General features: G+C 61.9%; 19 protein-coding genes. 5 read left to right on the forward strand and 14 right to left on the reverse strand.

The annotated features are described in order from the left end of the window. Nucleotides 1-2: 2 nt before the first annotated feature. Nucleotides 3-860, forward strand: a complete 858-nt coding sequence (gene copD, locus ACEN8Z_RS19195) for a copper homeostasis membrane protein CopD (RefSeq protein WP_495595270.1) — start codon at nucleotides 3-5, stop codon at nucleotides 858-860. Nucleotides 861-944: 84 nt separating this feature from the next. Here copD and ACEN8Z_RS19200 read toward each other — a convergent pair whose 3' ends face one another. The 14 genes from ACEN8Z_RS19200 to ACEN8Z_RS19265 form a co-directional block, all read right to left on the reverse strand. Continuing rightward, nucleotides 945-2681 (reverse strand): PAS domain-containing hybrid sensor histidine kinase/response regulator, encoded by a 1737-nt coding sequence (locus ACEN8Z_RS19200; RefSeq protein WP_495595271.1) that lies wholly within the window; start codon nucleotides 2679-2681, stop codon nucleotides 945-947. After that, complete coding sequence (ercA, locus tag ACEN8Z_RS19205) at nucleotides 2665-3828, reverse strand: alcohol dehydrogenase-like regulatory protein ErcA (protein ID WP_008003527.1); 1164 nt, start codon at nucleotides 3826-3828, stop codon at nucleotides 2665-2667. Before ercA ends, ACEN8Z_RS19200 begins: the two co-directional genes overlap by 17 nt. 201 nt (nucleotides 3829-4029) lie before the next feature. Beyond that, the gene (gene pqqE / locus ACEN8Z_RS19210) at nucleotides 4030-5172 is read right to left on the reverse strand and encodes a pyrroloquinoline quinone biosynthesis protein PqqE (protein ID WP_495595272.1); all 1143 of its coding nucleotides are present in this window, start codon (nucleotides 5170-5172) and stop codon (nucleotides 4030-4032) included. Next, on the reverse strand, nucleotides 5150-5422 hold the full coding sequence (pqqD, locus tag ACEN8Z_RS19215) for a pyrroloquinoline quinone biosynthesis peptide chaperone PqqD (protein WP_495595273.1): 273 nt from the start codon (nucleotides 5420-5422) through the stop codon (nucleotides 5150-5152). The genes pqqE and pqqD overlap by 23 nt, the downstream gene beginning before the upstream one ends. Further along, entirely contained in the window at nucleotides 5419-6171 is a 753-nt protein-coding gene (gene pqqC / locus ACEN8Z_RS19220) for a pyrroloquinoline-quinone synthase PqqC (protein ID WP_495595274.1), read from the reverse strand. Before pqqC ends, pqqD begins: the two co-directional genes overlap by 4 nt. 123 nt (nucleotides 6172-6294) lie before the next feature. After that, nucleotides 6295-7209 (reverse strand): pyrroloquinoline quinone biosynthesis protein PqqB, encoded by a 915-nt coding sequence (gene pqqB, locus ACEN8Z_RS19225; protein ID WP_495595275.1) that lies wholly within the window; start codon nucleotides 7207-7209, stop codon nucleotides 6295-6297. 55 nt (nucleotides 7210-7264) lie between these two features. Next, complete coding sequence (pqqA, locus tag ACEN8Z_RS19230) at nucleotides 7265-7336, reverse strand: pyrroloquinoline quinone precursor peptide PqqA (RefSeq protein WP_003253598.1); 72 nt, start codon at nucleotides 7334-7336, stop codon at nucleotides 7265-7267. A 262-nt stretch (nucleotides 7337-7598) separates the two neighbouring features. Next, nucleotides 7599-9119: an acetaldehyde dehydrogenase ExaC gene (gene exaC, locus ACEN8Z_RS19235; protein ID WP_495595276.1), complete on the reverse strand. Its 1521-nt coding sequence runs from the start codon at nucleotides 9117-9119 to the stop codon at nucleotides 7599-7601. A 262-nt stretch (nucleotides 9120-9381) separates the two neighbouring features. Continuing rightward, entirely contained in the window at nucleotides 9382-11157 is a 1776-nt protein-coding gene (locus tag ACEN8Z_RS19240; protein ID WP_495595277.1) for a PQQ-dependent methanol/ethanol family dehydrogenase, read from the reverse strand. A gap of 286 nt (nucleotides 11158-11443) precedes the next feature. Next, complete coding sequence (locus ACEN8Z_RS19245) at nucleotides 11444-12379, reverse strand: quinoprotein relay system zinc metallohydrolase 1 (protein WP_495595278.1); 936 nt, start codon at nucleotides 12377-12379, stop codon at nucleotides 11444-11446. Nucleotides 12380-12396: 17 nt separating this feature from the next. Beyond that, nucleotides 12397-13158, reverse strand: coding sequence for a quinoprotein dehydrogenase-associated SoxYZ-like carrier (locus ACEN8Z_RS19250; protein ID WP_495595279.1), 762 nt, complete (start codon nucleotides 13156-13158; stop codon nucleotides 12397-12399). A 9-nt stretch (nucleotides 13159-13167) separates the two neighbouring features. After that, entirely contained in the window at nucleotides 13168-14043 is an 876-nt protein-coding gene (locus tag ACEN8Z_RS19255; RefSeq protein ID WP_495595280.1) for a substrate-binding periplasmic protein, read from the reverse strand. Nucleotides 14044-14046: 3 nt separating this feature from the next. Further along, nucleotides 14047-14508, reverse strand: coding sequence for a cytochrome c-550 PedF (gene pedF / locus ACEN8Z_RS19260; protein ID WP_008003508.1), 462 nt, complete (start codon nucleotides 14506-14508; stop codon nucleotides 14047-14049). Nucleotides 14509-14564: 56 nt separating this feature from the next. After that, on the reverse strand, nucleotides 14565-14729 hold the full coding sequence (locus ACEN8Z_RS19265; protein WP_495598206.1) for a hypothetical protein: 165 nt from the start codon (nucleotides 14727-14729) through the stop codon (nucleotides 14565-14567). Nucleotides 14730-14886: 157 nt separating this feature from the next. On the opposite strand from ACEN8Z_RS19265, the gene ACEN8Z_RS19270 reads away from it, so the two are divergent. The 4 genes from ACEN8Z_RS19270 to ACEN8Z_RS19285 are packed head-to-tail and all read left to right on the forward strand — an operon-like array spanning nucleotide 14887 to nucleotide 18577. Then, on the forward strand, nucleotides 14887-16071 hold the full coding sequence (locus ACEN8Z_RS19270) for an ABC transporter substrate-binding protein (protein ID WP_495595281.1): 1185 nt from the start codon (nucleotides 14887-14889) through the stop codon (nucleotides 16069-16071). 30 nt (nucleotides 16072-16101) lie between these two features. Beyond that, the gene (locus tag ACEN8Z_RS19275) at nucleotides 16102-17061 is read left to right on the forward strand and encodes a YVTN family beta-propeller repeat protein (RefSeq protein ID WP_008003502.1); all 960 of its coding nucleotides are present in this window, start codon (nucleotides 16102-16104) and stop codon (nucleotides 17059-17061) included. Beyond that, complete coding sequence (locus ACEN8Z_RS19280; RefSeq protein ID WP_495595282.1) at nucleotides 17058-17789, forward strand: ABC transporter ATP-binding protein; 732 nt, start codon at nucleotides 17058-17060, stop codon at nucleotides 17787-17789. Before ACEN8Z_RS19275 ends, ACEN8Z_RS19280 begins: the two co-directional genes overlap by 4 nt. Continuing rightward, nucleotides 17786-18577: an ABC transporter permease gene (locus ACEN8Z_RS19285; protein WP_495595283.1), complete on the forward strand. Its 792-nt coding sequence runs from the start codon at nucleotides 17786-17788 to the stop codon at nucleotides 18575-18577. Before ACEN8Z_RS19280 ends, ACEN8Z_RS19285 begins: the two co-directional genes overlap by 4 nt. The last annotated feature ends 83 nt before the right edge of the window (nucleotides 18578-18660 follow it).

An 18660-nucleotide genomic window follows, 5' to 3' on the forward strand; every position in this document is an offset into this window, starting at 1 on the left:
TCATGGTGAGCGCGTTGGTGCTGTGCCGCTTCCTGCATTTCATCGTGGTGTTGATGCTGTTCGGGGCCTGGGTGTTCAGGCCTCTGCTTTCAACTGGCGAAACCGCACTGGATCAGCGGCTGGCACGGACTTCCCGTTGGCTGGCCGTGGTGGCGCTGGCCAGCGGTGTCTGCTGGTTGTTGCTGATTACCGCGAGCATGGCCGGGGCCTGGGACGCGGCCTTCGATCCACCGACCCTGAACCTGGTACTGGGCAGTACCTTTTTCGGTCAGGTCTGGCGCTGGCATTTGCTGATCAACATGGTGTTGCTGGCGTTGCTGCTGACGCCCCTGCGCGCCAGCCTTGCGCTGCGCCTGATCCTCAGCGGCCTGCTGGTGGCCACGCTGGCCCCGGTCGGCCATGGCGCAATGCTCGATGGCACCGCAGGCCATTTGCTGATCCTCAATCAACTCATTCACTTGATCTGCGTGGGTGCCTGGCTCGGTGGCTTGATGCTACTGGTGATGATTCTGCGAGAGCCCGCGGGGCATTCGATCCGCGTGATGTTGCAGCGCTTCAGTGGCGTCGGTTACGGCTTGGTCGCCGGGTTGCTGATCACCGGGCTGATCAATGTGCGGGTGCTCACCGGGGCATTCTGGCCAACGCCGCTGTTCACCGGCTTCGCCTTGATCCTGTTGATCAAGGCTGTGCTGGTGGCGGCGATGCTGGGCCTGGCGTTGTTCAATCGGCTGCGCATCGATGATTGCGAGCAGCGTCTGGCGACGTTGCGGGCGAGCGTGATGTTCGAATGGTTGCTGGGACTTGGCGCGGTGGCGGCGGTTTCATTGCTGGGCACCCTGCCGCCGATGATTTCCAGCTGACAACCCTATCCCCTGTGGGAGCGAGTCTTTGTGGCGAGGGGGCTTGCCCACTCGCCCCGGAACCTGGCGCGAGCATCGGCCGCTTCAGGCAGATGCCCCCAACAGTTGACTCAACACCGCTCGCAACTTGCCGGGCTTCACCGGTTTGTTCAGCAACGGCGCATTGAGCCGCTGCAACGCACGCCGACAATGGTCGGTGCGGTCGGCAGTAATGATCACCGCGGGAATGCTCTGGTGGTAATGCTCGCGCAAATGTCGCACCACATCACAGCCAACCACCGCGTGATCGAGATGATAGTCCGCGAGAATCAGTTCCGGCGCCTGCCCGCGCAATGCCGCCAGCGCAGACGCTTCATCGGTGGCGGTCACTACATCGCAGCCCCACTGCCCGAGCAATGCGCTCATGCTTTCGAGAATGCTCACTTCGTTGTCGAGCACCAATAAACGGCGTCCCGGCAGCGGGTCTCCAGTGCCCGGTTGTGGCACCGCCTGACTCACGGGTAACGGAACCTCATCGGATATCGGCACCTCGATGCTGAACATCGAACCACGCCCCGGCAACGAGTACACGCCGATTTTATAGCCAAGGATCTTGGCGATGCGCTCGACAATCGCCAGCCCCAGGCCCACGCCCTTGCGGTCGGCGGCGCGGCCGACGTCCAACTGGTTGAATTCGAGGAAGATCGAATCGAGCCGGTCTGCGGCGATGCCACGCCCGGTGTCCCAGACCTCCAGGCGCAACATCTCGCCCCGGCGCCTTGCCCCCAGCAGGATGCTGCCTTCATTGGTGTAGCGGCAGGCATTGCTGAGGAAATTGCGCAGGATCCGCGTCATCAGGCGCAAGTCGGTGCTGATGGCGTAATCAGCCATGCGCACCCGCAGGTTCAAGCCGGCCGCCTGCGCGACGGACTGGAACTCCGACACCAGCGGCCCGAGCAGTTCGTCGAGGCGGTACAGCGCGATGTCCGGCTTGACCGCAGCCTGATCGAGCCGGGAAATGTCGAGCAGATCCGTCAGCAGGTCTTCGGCCCCTTCCAGGGCCTGGTGAGTGCGTTCCACCAGCACCTGTTCGGCTTCCGGCAATTTGCGTTCGCGTAAAGTCGAAATCAGCAACCGCGCGGCGTTCAGCGGTTGCAGCAGGTCGTGGCTGGCGGCGGCGAGGTATTTGTCCTTGCTGTGATTGGCGGCCTCGGCAGCATCGCGGGCGTCGCGCAAGGCCCGGGCGATCTGTTTACGCTGGGTGATCTGCTGCTGAAGGTTACGGTTGGCTTCGAGCAATTCATCGGTGCGCGCGACGACGCGCTGCTCCAGTTCGTCATTGAGTTGCTGCAGGCGCTGCTGGGCCAGCTTGCGTTCGGTGATATCGGAGACGAACCCTTCCACCAGCCCTTCCTGACCGGGCTTGAGCAGCAGGTTCATCAACACTTCGAGGTGACTGCCGTCCTTGCGGCGCAAGCGGGTTTCATAGCCGTGCAGGCTGCGCTGGTGCCTGAGGATTTCGCGGATGTTTTCCAGTTCCTGCGCGCCGTCGACGAACAGGGTGCTGGCCAGGTCGGTCAGGGAGAACAGCACCTCCTGCGGGTCCTGGTAACCGAGCATGTGTGCCAGCGCCGGGTTGGCAGCGCGCATGCCATCGCGCAAGCTGGCCTGGAAGATCCCGTGCACCGCGTTTTCGAACAGCCACTTGTAGCGGTTTCGCTCGGCTTCCAGATCATCCAGGCGCGCGGCCAGTTCCGGATAATGACTCTTGCGGGCCGAATGGCTGCCTAACCCCAGCAGCCCGGCCAGAGCCCGTTGTTGCTCGTCAGAGGGCTTCGCCATAGACGACCTCGACATCACGCTGGCTGGATTCGCGCGGGTTGGTCAGGATGCACGGATCGTGCATCGCATGCTGCGACAGGAACGGGATGTCCGAGGTCCTGACGCCATGCAAACCGAGGGTTTCGTGAAAGCCGATGGCATGCTTGAGGGCGATCAGGTGTTCGACCAGGCGCCCGCAAATCTGCCGGTGATTAAGGCCTCGGCAGTCGATGCCGAAGGTCTCGGCGATCACCTTGAAGCGCTCCGGTGCCGAGTTGTAATTGAAGGCCACCACGTGCTCGACGAGCACCGCGTTGCACAGGCCGTGGGGCAGGTCGAGAAAGCCGCCGAGGCTGTGGGACATGGCATGCACGGCGCCCAGGATTGCGTTGGAAAACGCCAGCCCGGCCTGCATGCTGCCGAGCATGATCTTCTCGCGCAGGGCGATGTCAGTCGGGTTGGCGATCATTTGCACCAGGTTGCCATTGATCAGGCGCATCGCCTCCAGCGCATGAGGGTCGGTCAGCGGCCCGTGACCAGTGGACACGAAAGCTTCGATGGCATGCACCAACGCGTCGATGCCGGTACAGGCCGACAGGAACGGATCCATGCTCAGGGTGGTTTCCGGGTCGATCAGCGAAACGTCCGGCACCACGGCCTTGCTGACGATGGAGAACTTCATGCGTTCCTGCTGGTTGGAAATGATCACGAATTGCGAGACGTCGGCCGAGGTGCCGGCAGTGGTCGGAATCAGGATCAGCGGCGGGCTGGGTACGCGGATGGTGTCCACGCCCTCGAAGTCGAGAATGCTGCGGCCATGGGCGACGACGATGCCAATGCCTTTGCCGCAGTCCATCGGGCTGCCGCCACCGACGGCGACAATCACGTCGCAATGGTTTTCCCGGTACAGCTCGGCGCCGAGCATCACTTCTTCGACCCTCGGGTTGGGCGATACATCACTGTAAAGGCAGTATTCGATGCCCAGGGCTTGCAGGCTGGCTTCGACATCGGCGACCCAGCCAGCGGCAATCACGCCGGGATCACTGACCACCAGGACCTTGCGCGCGCCAAAGGTCTTGGCATAGTTGCCAACATTGTGCCGGCTACCGGCACCGAAGATGATTTCAGGCGAAACGAATTTACGCAGCTGGTTGAGACTCTGGCTCATTGGAAAGCCTGTTTTTATTGTTTTGAAAGGTTCAACCCACACTAAACCATCCTGCTGTGAATGCAATCAGACCAATGGCTGGATTCACCACCGCCCCCCTGTAGGAGCGAGCTTGCTCGCGATGGTGTGTCAGTCGACGCCCGTTTTTCTGACACTCCATCGCGAGCAAGCTCGCTCCTACAGGGGTTTGTGTCGTTCGGGTTATCCGCGATAGATCAGCTGCGAAGCCTTCGCGTTGCGTAGCGTCAGGTGTTCGATCCCCAACCCCGGCGCTTCGGCTTCTTCGCGAGCCTTGAGGATCACGCCGTGGTGCGCGGACTTGTTGCACACCGGGTCGGCATTGCTGGCATCGCCGGTCAGCATGAAGGCCTGGCAACGGCAGCCTCCCAAGTCCTTGTGCTTTTCGTCGCAGGAGCGGCACGGCTCCTTCATCCAGTCATCGCCGCGAAAACGATTGAAGCCGAACGAGTCGTTCCAGATGTGCTCGATACTGTGCTCGCGCACATTGGGAAACTGTACCGGCAACTGCCGGGCGCTGTGGCAAGGCAAGGCCGTGCCGTCGGGGGTGATGTCGAGAAACAGGTTGGCCCAGCCGTTCATACAGGTCTTGGGACGTTCCTCGTAGTAGTCCGGGGTGACGAAGATCAGCTTGCACGGGTGACCCTGGGCTTCAAGGCGTTCACGGTACTCATTAGTAATGCGCTCGGCACGCTGCAATTGCTCGCGGGTGGGCAACAGGCCGACGCGGTTGAGTTCAGCCCAGCCATAGAACTGGCAGGTGGCCAATTCGACAAAGTCCGCTTCCAGCTCCAGGCACAGCTCGATGATTTGCGCGATCCGGTCGATGTTGTGCCGATGAGTGACGAAGTTCAGCACCATTGGATAACCCTGGGCTTTCACCGCACGGGCCATGGCGAGTTTCTGGGTAAAGGCTTTGCGCGAGCCGGCGAGCATATTGTTCACCGCTTCGTCGGCGGCCTGGAAGCTGATCTGGATATGGTCCAGCCCGGCCACCTTGAAGTCGCGCACCTTCTGCTCGGTCAGGCCGATGCCGGAGGTAATCAGGTTGGTGTAGTAGCCCATGTCCCGGGCAGCCTTGATCAGTTCGGCGAGGTCCTGGCGTACCAGCGGCTCGCCACCGGAAAAGCCCAATTGCGCGGCGCCCATGTCCCGCGCTTCGCGGAATACGCGAATCCATTCTTGCGTGCTCAGCTCCTCGCCGTGCCGAGCAAAATCCAATGGATTGGAGCAATAGGGGCATTGCAGCGGACAGCGGTAGGTCAGCTCGGCGAGCAGCCACAATGGTGGTCCGGGCAGCGTCTCACTCGATCCAGAATTGCGCATGGGCCACCTCCAGAAACGCCAGCACGTCTTCGTCGATCCCCGGTACGCCGGGGAACTTCGCGTTCAATCGATCAATGATCGCCGCCACGCTGCGCTGGCCATCCACCAGGTCGAGAATCTGCCCGGCACTGGCGTTGAGCTTGATCATGCCTTCGGGGTACAGCAGCACATGGCAGTCCTGACGGGGCTCCCATTGCAGCCGAAAACCGCGACGCAAGGCCGGTGACTGCTGGCGATCGATCAGGCTCACAGGGCGATCCCCCGGTGCCAGACATTCTCACCGGTGACCGTGTGATACGGTGGGCGCGCAAGTTCGTAGGCCATGCTCATGGCATCGAGCATGCTCCACAACACGTCGAGCTTGAATTGCAGGATTTCCAACATGCGTTGTTGCCCCTGGGCCGTCACGTAGTGCGCCAAGGTGATACGCAAACCATGTTCGACATCGCGCCGCGCCTGGCTCAGGCGCGTGCGGAAATAGTCGTAGCCGGCGACGTCGATCCACGGGTAATGAGTGGGCCAGGCGTCGAGTCGCGATTGATGGATCTGCGGGGCAAAGAGTTCGGTCAGCGAACTGCTGGCCGCTTCCTGCCAACAGGCACGACGAGCGAAATTGACGTAGGCATCCACCGCAAAACGCACCCCTGGTAACACCAGTTCCTGGGAGAGGATCTGCTCGCGATGCAGGCCCACGGCTTCGCCCAGGCGCAGCCAGGCTTCGATTCCGCCCTCGCTGCCAGGGACGCCGTCGTGGTCGAGAATCCGTTGCAGCCACTCCCGGCGCACGTCACGGTCCGGGCAGTTGGCGAGAATCGCGGCGTCCTTCAGCGGAATGTTGATCTGGTAGTAGAAGCGATTGGCGACCCAGCCCTGGATCTGCTCGCGGCTGGCACGACCGGCGTACATGGCTTGATGGAATGGGTGATGGATGTGGTAGTAGGCGCCCTTGGCGCGCAGAGCGGCTTCGAATTCGCCGGGGGACATGGGTGTGTCGGTCATTGCGGTTCTCCGGGGAATCTTCGGTGTCTGATCCGGCCTCTTCGCGGGCAAGCCCGCTCCCACAGGTTTTGTGGACACTACCGAACCCTGTGGGAGCGGGCTTGCCCGCGAAGGGGCCATCGGCTACAGCTCAATACTCATGCCGTCGTATGCCACTTCGATCCCCCGCCGCTCCAGCAATGCCCGCTCGGCCGAGTCCTCATCGAGAATGGGATTGGTGTTGTTGATGTGGATCAGCACCTTGCGCTGGCGGTTGAAACCCTCCAGCACTTCAAGCATCCCGCCGGGGCCGCTTTGTGCCAGGTGCCCCATTTCGCTGCCCAGGCTCTGGCCGACCTCGCAAATACGCATTTCGTCGTCGCGCCACAGGGTGCCGTCCAGCAACAGGCAATTGGCGCGCTGCATCCAGCCCAGCACTTCATCGTCGATTCGGCCAAGTCCCGGCGCATAGAACAGCGAGGCGCCGTTGCGCAGGTCTTCAATGAACAAGCCAATGGTGTCCCCCGGTTGCGGGTTGCCACGATTGGGCGAATACGGCGGCGCGTTGCTCACCAGGGGAATCGCACGAAATTGCAAATGTTCGCAGGCCGGGATGCCGAACGGCTGGCGATCGAGGCCGACCGGTTGCCATTGCAGTCCGTCGTTCCAGTGTCCGAGCATGTTGAACAACGGGAAACCACTGCTCAGGTCCTGATGCACACGCTCGGTGCACCAGACGTCATGCGGGCAGCCTTCGCGCAAGCTGAGCAAACCGGTGCAATGGTCGATCTGGCTGTCCAGCAGCACGATGCCGGCGATGGCGCTGTCACGCAGGCGCCGCGCCGGTTGCAGAGGCGCAAAACTCTCGAGTTGCGTGCGAATGTCCGGTGACGCGTTGCACAGCACCCACTCCACACCGTCGTCACTCAGGGCAATCGACGACTGCGTACGGCGCTGGGCCCGCAGGCTGCCATTGCGCACACCGGCGCACTGGCGGCAGTTGCAGTTCCACTGCGGGAAACCACCGCCAGCGGCGGAACCGAGAACGCGGATGTGCATGGCGGATGCTCCAGAAGGCAGGCCCGGCCAACGCATCGGCTGGCCGGGTGATCAATCAACGGTTGGCGAAATACATCGTCACTTCGAAGCCAATGCGCAGATCGGTAAACGCGGGTTTAGTCCACATGGGTCATTCCTCTTCTTGTGCCGGGTGATTCCGGTAGTGCCATTAATGCACGGGGCATCGGGCGCCCGAATGCTACTTTCGAAGGAGTTTGCGGGGTGATTTGGTAGGGGGTGTGCGGTCGACATGCACGCACAAACGTTGTAGGAGCGAGCTTGCTCGCGAAGGTCGTGAAGACACCGCGTACAGACAGACAGAACGCGTCATCGTTGACGTCCATCGCGAGCAAGCTCGCTCCTACAGGGTGGTTGTCGTTAGTGCGAAGTCAGAAGAACCCCAGCGGATTGATGTCGTAGCTCACCAGCAGGTTTTTGGTCTGCTGATAATGATCGAGCATCATCTTGTGATTCTCCCGGCCAACGCCGGACTTCTTGTAGCCACCGAACGCGGCGTGCGCCGGGTACAGGTGGTAGCAGTTGGTCCACACGCGCCCGGCCTTGATGGCGCGGCCCATGCGGTAGGCGCGGTTGATGTCGCGGGTCCACAGACCGGCGCCGAGGCCGAACTCGCTGTCGTTGGCGATGGCCAGGGCTTCGGCTTCGTCCTTGAAGGTGGTGACACCTACCACCGGGCCGAAGATTTCTTCCTGAAACACACGCATCTTGTTATGACCCTTGAGCAGGGTCGGCTGGATGTAATAACCGCTGGACAGATCTCCCTCCAGGCGTTCGGCCGCGCCGCCGGTGAGCAACTCGGCGCCCTCCTCCCGGGCAATGGTCAGGTACGAGAGGATCTTGTCGTATTGCTGCTCGGACGCCTGGGCGCCGACCATGGTCTCGGTGTCCAGCGGGTTGCCGCGCTTGATCTTGACGATCTTCTTCATCACCTCGGCCATAAACGGCTCGTAGATCGACTCCTGCACCAGCGCCCGGGACGGGCAGGTGCAGACTTCGCCCTGGTTGAAGAACGCCAGCACCAGGCCTTCGGCGGCTTTTTCGATGAACGCCGGTTCCGCATTCATGATGTCTTCGAAGAAGATGTTCGGCGACTTGCCGCCCAGTTCGACGGTGCTCGGAATGATGTTCTCGGCGGCGCAATGCATGATGTGCGCGCCCACCGGGGTCGAACCGGTGAAGGCGATCTTGGCGATGCGCTTGCTGGTGGCCAGGGCCTCGCCGGCTTCGCGGCCAAAGCCCTGGACGATGTTCAGTACGCCCGCTGGCAGCAGGTCGGCAATCAACTCGGCGAAGACCATGATTGACAGCGGTGTTTGCTCGGCAGGCTTGAGCACGATGCAGTTGCCGGCGGCGAGCGCCGGGGCGAGTTTCCAGGCGGCCATCAGCAGCGGGAAGTTCCACGGAATGATCTGCCCGACCACGCCCAGGGGCTCATGGAAGTGATAGGCCGTGGTCAGCTCGTTGATCTCGGCAGCCCCGCCTTCCTGGGCGCGAATGCAACCGGCGAAGTATCGGAAGTGGTCGGCCGCCAGCGGCACGTCGGCGTTCAGGGTTTCGCGCACGGCCTTGCCGTTGTCCCAGGTTTCGGTGACGGCCAGGACCTCAAGGTTCTGCTCGATGCGGTCGGCGATTTTCAGCAGCACCAGGGAGCGGTCCTGGGCCGAGGTCTTGCCCCAGGCGTCGGCAGCGGCATGGGCGGCGTCGAGGGCCTTGTCGATGTCGGCGGCGCTGGAGCGTGGGAATTCGGCGATCACTTCACCATTGACCGGCGAGGTGTTGGTGAAGTACTCGCCATTGACCGGCGCGACGAACTCACCGCCGATGAAGTTGCCGTAGCGCGGTTTGAAGTTAATGACGGCGCCTGGGGTTCCGGGTTGAGCGTAGATCATGATGGGCCTCTGTCTGGGTCGATGCCTGTCGTACTGACAGGCGATGAGCCGATACTAGAGAGCCCCGCGTGCCAGACGAATGCATCGTTGGCAGGAGGGGCTCTCGTTATTTGGTCGTAGGCTTCACACAGATCACTGTAGGAGCGAGCCTGCTCGCGATGAACCCGAGAACGCCGCGGGGTATCAGGTTTCAAGCGTTATCGTTGACGACCATCGCGAGCAGGCTCGCTCCTACAGGGGTTATGCGGTGGAGTCAGATTGATCAGTGTTTGGCTACCAGGTCCTTGGGCAGTTTGAAGGTCCAGAGCATGCCGCCCTGGTTGAAGTCCTTCACCCGCTTGGCCACTTCGCCGCCCCACAACGGTACCGCGCCGCCCCAGCCGGAGAGCACCGAGACGTACTGTTCGCCGTCCATTTCCCAGGTCACGGGCGAGCCGAGCACGCCGGAACCGGTCTGGAATTCCCAGACCTTCTCGCCGGTCCTGGCGTTGAACGCCTGCAGGTAACCTTCAGGCGTGCCGGTGAACACCAGGTTGCCCTTGGTGGTCAGCACCCCGCCCCACAGCGGCGCGTAGTTCTTGTGACGCCAGACTTCCTTGCCGGTTTTCGGGTCGATGGCCCGTAGCACGCCGATGTAGTCTTCGTTCAACGGTTTGATGGTGAAGCCGGCACCAAGGAACGCCGCACCTTTCTTGTAGGCGATGCCTTCGTTCCAGATGTCCATGCCCCATTCGTTGGACGGCACATAGAACAGCCCGGTGTCTTTGTTGTAGGCCATCGGCATCCAGTTTTTCGCGCCAAGGAACGCCGGCGCGACGAAGACCGAACTGCCCTTGACTTCCGAACCCGGGGCGCCGGGGCGGCTGGCCTCGTTGTAGATCGGCCGGCCGTTCTTATCCAGGCCGGTGGCCCAGGTGATCTTGTCCACGAACGGGAAGCCACGGATGAATTTTCCGTTGGTACGGTCCAGCACGTAGAAGAAACCGTTACGGTCGGCAGTGGCCGCCGCCTTGATCTCTTTACCACCTTCGCTGTAGTTGAACGACACCAGCTCGTTCACGCCGTCGTAGTCCCAACCGTCGTGGGGTGTGCTCTGGAAGTGCCACTTGATGGTGCCGTCGTCCGGGTTGAGCGCCAGGCGCGATGAGGAGTAGAGGTTGTCGCCGGGGCGCAAGTGCGAATTCCACGGTGCCGGGTTGCCGGTGCCGAACAACAGCAGGTTGGTTTCCGGGTCGTAATAGCCACCAAGCCAAGGGGCCGCACCGCCGGTTTTCCAGAGATCGCCCGGCCAGGTCTTGCCCGCCTCGCCGCCGGAAATGCCGTTCTCCACCGCTTTGCCGTCCTTGTAGACGTAGCCCATATGGCCTTCGACCGTCGGCCGGGTCCACAGCAGATCACCGTTTTTCGGGTCGTAGGCCTCGATCTTGCCCACCACACCGAATTCGCCTCCGGCCACGCCGGTAATCAGCTTGCCGTTGATCACCAGTGGCGCGGCGCTGATCGAGTAGCCTTCCTTGTGGTCGGCGACTTTCTTGCTCCACACCACCTTGCCGGTGTCCTTGTTCAGCGCCACGAGCTTGGCGTCGAGAGTGCCGAAAATCACCAGGTCGCCATACAGCGCGACGCCACGGTTGATCACGTCACAGCAGGGACGGATGTCGTCCGGCAAGCGTGCATCGTATTGCCAGAGCTTCTTGCCGGTGCGTGCATCCACGGCAAACACCCGCGAGTAGGAACCGGTCATGTACATCACGCCGTCCTTGACCATCGGCTGCGCTTGCTGGCCACGCTGTTTTTCACCGCCGAAGGAAAACGCCCAGGCCGGGCGCAGCTCCTTGACGTTGTCGACGTTGAGAATATCCAGCGGGCTGTAGCGCTGCCCTTGAACGCCCAGGCCGTTGGTCACGACCTGTTCCGGGTTCTTCGGGTCCTGGAGAATGTCCTGGTCGGAAACCCCGGCCAATGCCTGGCCGGACAACAGCATGGCACTGAGCAGCAGGCTCAAGACGAAGGGCTGGCGACGTGCGGGTTGGGTCATGACGGCTTCCTCTGCGGACTTTTGTTATTTCCGGGAGATTTTCCCGGTCTGGTGCAGATTCTTGAGCGCCGTCGCCCGGGCAACAATTGCCCGCAATGAGGAGATTGCTAGTTCCTTGGTACAGGTTCGGAGAAGATGGACATGAGATTTTGTGAACGGCACCGGCCCCCTGTAGGAGCGAGCCTGCTCGCGAAAAACGTCAGACCACCGTGTTCATCCAGGCAGCTTGCGTTATCGTTAACGTCCATCGCGAGCAGGCTCGCTCCTACAGGGGATCTGTGGTCGACTATTTTCTGGGGGAATCCACCCGCGTCATCCGCTCGCGCTCGTAGCGCGGGTACAGATGACTGATGCTGCGGATCAGTTCGTATCGGCTCAGATTGATCCCGGCGAAGCGTTCAGGGATGGGGCTGCGGATCATCTCGGCCATGTCGCTGCCATTGGCCGCGCCGTCGCGCATGAGCTGATCGAGCCAGCTCAGGTAATCGCGCATCTGCTCGAAGGGTTGTGGGTCGCTCGACACCGGCCCGTGGCCCGGCACGACCTGCGTCCAGGGCAAGCCTTGCAGGGTCGCGATGTCCGCCAGCCACACTGACAGCCCAGGGCTGTTGGGTGTGGTCAGCGCCCGTTGATAAAACACCAGGTCCCCGGCAAACAGCACGCCGGTTTGCTGGTCGAGAATAGCCAGATCCGCGCCCGTATGCCCACCCAGGCTCAGCAGACGCAAATCGTGATTCCCAAAACTTTTCACACCGGGTGTCAGCGTCTGTGTCGGCAACACCACTTCGGTGCCACGCATCCTGTCGCCGACCATGCGGTACATATTCTCGGCCATCGCATCGCCTTGCTGATGCAACAGCTCAGTGGTGCCGGCCAAGGCACCAATCGGCACGTCGCTGAAGGCCTGATTGCCCAGCACATGATCCGGGTGATGGTGGGTCAGCAGCAGCTGGATCACCGGTTTATCCGTGGTGGTGGCAATCGCCTTGCGCATCGCTTCGCCGTAACGTTTCGACGGCCCGCTGTCGATCACTACCACTCCGAGTTCGGTGACGATGAACGCGGTATTGACGATGTTGCCGCCGTTGGCCTTGGCGAAATTATCAGTGCTGCCTTCCAGCACCCAGGTGTCCTGGGCGATCTGCCGGGGCTTGAGTGAGTAGTCGAGATCGGCCAGGGCCGGCAGACTGACGCTTAACACCATCAACAGGATCCAGCGCATGCCACGCTCCTTGGGGGTCAGGGGATCGACGCATCGAACTCATTGCCGCTGTTGTCCCGTAGCAGCAGGCGCGTTTGCCCTGCTCCCACGATGTCGAAGGCCAGGTTGGGGTTTTCGCTGACCGCAGGAAACAGCTCCAGCCGGGCCAGCACTTGCTCGTTGTGGTCGCGCAGCTCGGCATGGTTGATGAAGAATTCCGGAATGCCGCTGACCATGCCGTTGTCCATGGGATGGGCCACCTGCAAACGCAAACGGCTTAACTCGCCCCGGGGATAGCGGCCGCCGAGCACTTCGCCGATGTGCTCCTCCCAGCCCGGCTGGCTGCGTACCACGCTCGGCGCGGTGCAGCCGCCACCCGCCGCGTCAATCAGGGTCGATCCGACATGCCACAACCCGTCGCGGGTCAACACCGCCACGCGCAGGGGCGTGGCCTGTTCGATGCGAATGCGCAACGACAGCCAGGGCAAAACGGAACTCAGCGGCTGGAAGTCGACAATTTTCGGCAAAGGGTTCAGCTCTGCCCAAGCGAGGATTTTTACCACCTCGCCGCTGAACGCCCGGGCATCGATTTCCAGCGGTACCTGCCGGGCATCTTCGGCAAACGGCGGCGCCAGCACCTTGACCCGATCATCGAATACGAACGGCGCATTGCCAAGAAACTGCTTGTGATAGAACGTCCACATCACCGATGGCACCGGGTCTTTGCCGGGATCGATTTCGGCAGCCTGTGCCGCCAGGCTTAACCAGCAAGCCAACAGGCAACTCCCTCGCCATTTCATCGTATGCTCCTATTGATACATCTCGGGCACGTCGTAACGCAGGCCGTAATGGCCGTAGATGGTCTTCACCGAGCCCTCGCGGATCAGGCCTTCGAGCGCCTCTTCCACGGCATAAGCCAGTTGACGGTTGCTTTCGTGCACCGCCATGCCAATTTCCCAAAGCTGCTTGCCCATGTTCGGGTAGGCGTTTTGCGCCAACGCCACTTGCGGGTCGGCAGCCTGGTCTACCTGCCAGTCGATCTCGCCGCGCATGGCCATCACCGCGTCGACCTCACCGGCTTTCATCGCGGCAAACGCCTGGGGCACGCCGGGATAGTGATGAGTCTTGCCGGCGAGCATGCCGTTGAACACCGAGGTCAGGTAGAACGACGGCACGCTGTCGACTTCGACACCAATCGGGTGCTGCTCGAACACCGCGACGCTGGTGACTTTATCCAGCCGCCGGCGGTCGTAGGCCACCTGCCATTGTTCGTTCTGGTAGGGACCGAACATCACCACATGACCATTTTCCAGTTCGCCGAACTCATTACGCTTCTGCGCGTAGTCACGGTCGTAGGGCACGCGCATCATCAGGTCAGCCAGTTGCTGATTGTGCAAGGCACTGGCACGCCAGATGTAGTCGCGCAGGTCATCATCGAGTTTTTCTCCGGCCGGCGCCCAGATCAGCGACAAGCGCACACCGAGCGCCTTGGCCAAGGCCTCGGCAAGTTCGACATCGACACCCTGGGGCTTGCCGGCGCTTTCAAAGCTGTAGGGGGCGAAGTCCTTGTAGACCGCCACCTTCAGCTCTCCGGCGGCGATCATTTCGTCGTAGCTGCGAACCTGCGCCTGCGCCGCCTGGCAGCACAGCCACAGAGCGCCGATCAACACCGCGAGCAGGCGCATGGGTCACTCCTCGACGTGCACAGTGTCCAGATAAGTGCGCACCGCCCACAGGGCTTCCTGACTCAGGTAGTCGGCCATCTTCGGCATGTACACCCGACCGTCGCGCACCGCGCCATGGCGCACCCGTTCGGCAAACCATTCATCGCCCGACTCACCGACATCGAGCATGCGCAAGTCGGGGGCGATACCGCCGGACTTGGCTTCCAGACCATGACAGGCCGCGCAGTTCTGGGTATAAGCCGAAGCGCCGATTTCCACTGCCTTGTCATGTTCCGGGGCGGTGCGATAAGGGTTTACCGCGGCCCAGCCGTCGGCATCGAGTTGTACGCCGGCCTCCTTGATTGGCGTCAGTCCCTTGGTTTCCACGGCCTGGGGTACCACGTTGCCGTGGGCCCACACCGAACCTGCGCTGATTAGACCGGCCAGCAGCCCGGTCACGAGCAAGACGTTGCGTTTTGTTTTCATTGTTATGCCCTCAGGATTGCACGCAAAACCTCTTGGCAGAGGCTATGGGAGCCATCTTAGAAAGCCCTGCGCACAGGCCCCATGCTGCTTTGGTGGTCGCCACCTACTTCCTTGGTCGTAAGGCGATCGGTGGACACCGGACGCGGGCCGTGGAGCCGGTCGACACCGATCAGGGTCAGGATCAGCAGGAACGGCAGGAGCAGAGTTTTGACGATCCGCATGATCAATCTCCTCCGGATCAATGGCCGTGGTTGCCAATGCTAGAGGCGCGCCGCACCAGGCGGGCTACTACCTTGGTACTGGCCCTTCGGTACTTTCTGCATATTTTCACTGCACCACAGGCTTCCTATGCTGGCGCTAACGGTCATGGAGAGCCTTATGCACCAGCTTGCCCCCTACGCCTTGAGCTGCCTGCTGGCGATTGCCGGCACCGCCAGTCTGGCCACCCAGTGCCAGGCCGCGGATGCGCCATTGCAGGTGCGGATCGGCTATCTGGGCTTTCGTCCCGACCCTGGCCCGCTGCTGTCGAACGTCATTCCGGAACCCGCCGATGCCGGGCTGCGTGGCGCTGAATTGGCGATCACCGACAGCAACAGTACCGGGCGTTTTCTCAATCACAGCTACAGCCTGGTCGGCACCAGCGTCGACAGCCCCGAAGCTTTGCTCGATGCGGCAAAGGTGCAGCATGAACAAGGTCTGCGCCTGTTTGTGGTGAATGTCCCCGCAACCAGCCTGCGCCAATTGAGTGCCGCACTGCCCGACAGTTTGCTGTTCAACGCCGGTAGCCCCGATGACAACCTGCGCACCACCGATTGCCTGCCGAACGTGCTGCACACCTTGCCGAGCCGGGCGATGCTCGCCGATGCGCTGGTGCAGTTTCTGGTGCTGCGTAAATGGCAGCGGGCGCTGCTGATTGTCGGCCCGACCCCGGACGATCAGGCCTATGCCGTCGCCCTGCGCCGCGCCACCAAACGCTTCGGCTTGCAACTGGTGGCGGAAAAACCCTGGAGCTTTGATAACGATCAGCGACGCAGTGCTCAGGCGGATATGCCGCTGTTCACCCAGACCGACGAGTACGACGTGGTGCTGGTGGCCGATGAACGCGGCGACTTCGGTGAATACGTGCCCTACCAGACCTGGTACCCGCGCCCGGTCGCCGGCACCCAGGGCCTGACCCCGGTGGGCTGGCACAAAACCGTGGAAACCTACGGTGCTGCGCAACTGCAAAAACGCTTTGAAGCCCTGACCGGACGCTGGATGAATGACCGTGATTTCGCGGCATGGATTGCCGTGCGCAGTATCGCCAGTGCCGTGAGCAAACTGCGTCAGGCCGAACCAATGGCGATCCGCGCGCTAGAAATCAGCGACCAGTTGCCGCTCGACGGTTTCAAGGGCCGCAAGCTCAGCTATCGGCCGTGGAACGGCCAGTTGCGTCAGCCGATTCCCATTGTCCAGCCCCGGGCACTGGTCAGCACATCACCCCAGGACGGCTTTCTGCACCCGTTCAACGAGATGGACAGCCTGGGTTACGACAAGTCCGAGGTCAGTTGCCGCTTTCCCTGATCCGAACATCACAACAACAAGGAATCCGCCATGCGCCGCACCCTGCTCTCGTGCACCTTGCTGCTCGCCGCTGGCCATGCCGTTGCCAGCACTGCCTGGGTCTCCAACGAAAAGGACAACAGCCTGAGCCTGATCGACATGCAGACCCTGCAAGTCACCGACACCCTGCCCGTCGGCCAGCGCCCCCGCGGCCTGCTGCTGTCCCATGACAACAAGCTGTTGTACATCTGCGCCAGCGACTCGGACCGGGTCCAGGTGATGGACGTCGCCACGCGCAAGATCATCAAGGAGCTGCCCTCGGGCAAAGACCCCGAGCAATTCGCCCTGCACCCGAACAACCGCTGGTTGTACGTCTCCAACGAAGACGATGCGCTGGTCACGGTGATCGACACCGAGACCTCCAAGGTGCTCGGCCAGATCGATGTCGGCGTCGAGCCCGAGGGCATGGCCGTCAGCCCTGACGGCAAGTGGGCGGTCAACACCAGCGAAACCACCAACATGCTGCACTGGATCGACACCAGCACCCAGACCCTGGCTGACAGCACCCTGGTGGATCAGCGACCGCGCTTCGTCGAATTTTCCCCCGATGGCACGAAGCTCTGGGCCTCGGCAGAAATCGGCGGCACCGTGACCATTCTCGATGTGGCCAGCCGCACCGTGCTCAAGACCCTGAACTTCCAGATCAAGGGCGTGCACCCGGACAAGGTCCAGCCGGTCGGCATCAAGCTCAGCGCCGATGGCAAGTACGGCTTCGTCGCACTCGGCCCCGCCAACCATGTGGCAGTAATCGATGCCAGGACTTTCGAGATTCTCGATTACCTGCTGGTGGGCCGACGGGTCTGGCAAATGGCGTTCACCGCGGACCAGAAGCAATTGCTGACCACCAACGGCGTCAGCGGCGATGTCTCGGTGATCGATGTCGACAGCCTCAAGGTCAGCAAATCGGTGAAGGTCGGGCGCTATCCCTGGGGCGTGGTGGTGACCCCATGAACGCCCTTGAAGTCAGTGACCTGAGCTTTGCCTACGGCTCCCGAGAGGCCTTGCGCAAAGTGAGTTTCAGCCTGGAACCCGGGCGTTTCGCCGCGCTGCTGGGGCCCAACGGCGCCGGCAAGTCAACCCTGATTGCCCTGCTGACCCGGCTCTATGATTTGCAACAAGGCGAGATCCGCGTCGGTGGCTGTTCATTGCGCAGCGCGGCACGCCCGGCACTCAGGCAATTGGGCGTGGTGTTCCAGCAAAGTACGCTGGACCTGGACCTCAGCGTCGAGCAGAACCTGCGTTATCACGCGGCATTGCATGGCCTGTCCCGGCGACAGACCGCCCTTCGGGTCGACGCCGAACTGGCCCGTCAGACCCTGACCGAGCGCCGCCGCGAACGGGTGCGTGAACTCAACGGCGGCCATCGCCGCCGGCTGGAAATTGCCCGCGCCTTGTTGCACGAGCCGCGCCTGCTGCTGCTCGATGAAGCCAGTGTCGGCCTCGACCCGGCAAGTCGCCTGGCGCTCAATCAGCACCTGCGCAGTCTGTGTCGCGAGGAGCGCATCAGCGTGCTCTGGACCACCCACCTGCTCGACGAAGTGCAGCCCAGTGACGACTTGCTGATTCTTCATCATGGCCGGCTGGTCGCCAGCGGACAGGCGGATGCCCTGAGCCTGGAACACGGCGGTGATCTCGCTTCGGCATTCACCCGTCTGACGACCACAGGAGCCATGCAATGAGCGCTTACTGGCAATGCTTTAGCGGTATCGTGCTGCGCGAATGGCTGCGTTTTGTGCTGCAACGCACGCGTTTTCTCAGCGCCCTGGTGCGGCCGCTGCTGTGGCTGCTGGTGTTCGCGGCCGGTTTTCGCGCAGCGCTCGGGATCGCGATCATCGAGCCTTATGACACCTACATTCCCTATGAGGTCTACATTATTCCCGGTCTGGCCTGCATGATCCTGCTGTTCAACGGCATGCAGGGATCACTGTCGATGGTCTACGACCGCGAGATGGGCAGCATGCGCGTGTTGCTGACCAGCCCCCTGCCGCGCACCTTCGTGCTGTGCAGCAAGCTGCTGGCCACGTCACTGATTTCGTTGTTGCAGGTGTATGGGTTTCTGGCGATAGCCTGGGTTTACGGCGTGCGGCCACCGGCCATGGGCCTGTTGCTGGCGTTACCGGCGCTGCTGCTGGTGGCGTTGATGCTCAGCGCACTGGGCCTTTTGCTGTCGAACGCGATCCGCCAGCTGGAGAACTTTGCCGGGGTAATGAATTTCGTGATCTTCCCGCTGTTTTTCCTGTCATCGGCGCTGTATCCACTGTGGAAGATGCGCGAAGCCAGCGAGTGGCTGTATTGGTTGTGCGCGGTGAATCCGTTCACCCATGCGGTGGAGCTGGTGCGTTTCGCCCTGTATGAACGCTTCAACCCGCTGGCGCTGACGGTGTGCGTGGGGCTGACGCTGCTATTTGCGTTGCTCGCCGTGCTGACCTTCAACCCGCAGCATGCGGCCTTGCGCAAAACCAACTGACTACACAGGTCAACTGTGGGAGCGGGCTTGCTCGCGAAAGCGTTGTGTCAGTCAACTCATTTATTGGGTGTGACACCCCCTTC

The organism is Pseudomonas sp. Pseusp10, from assembly GCF_059492225.1.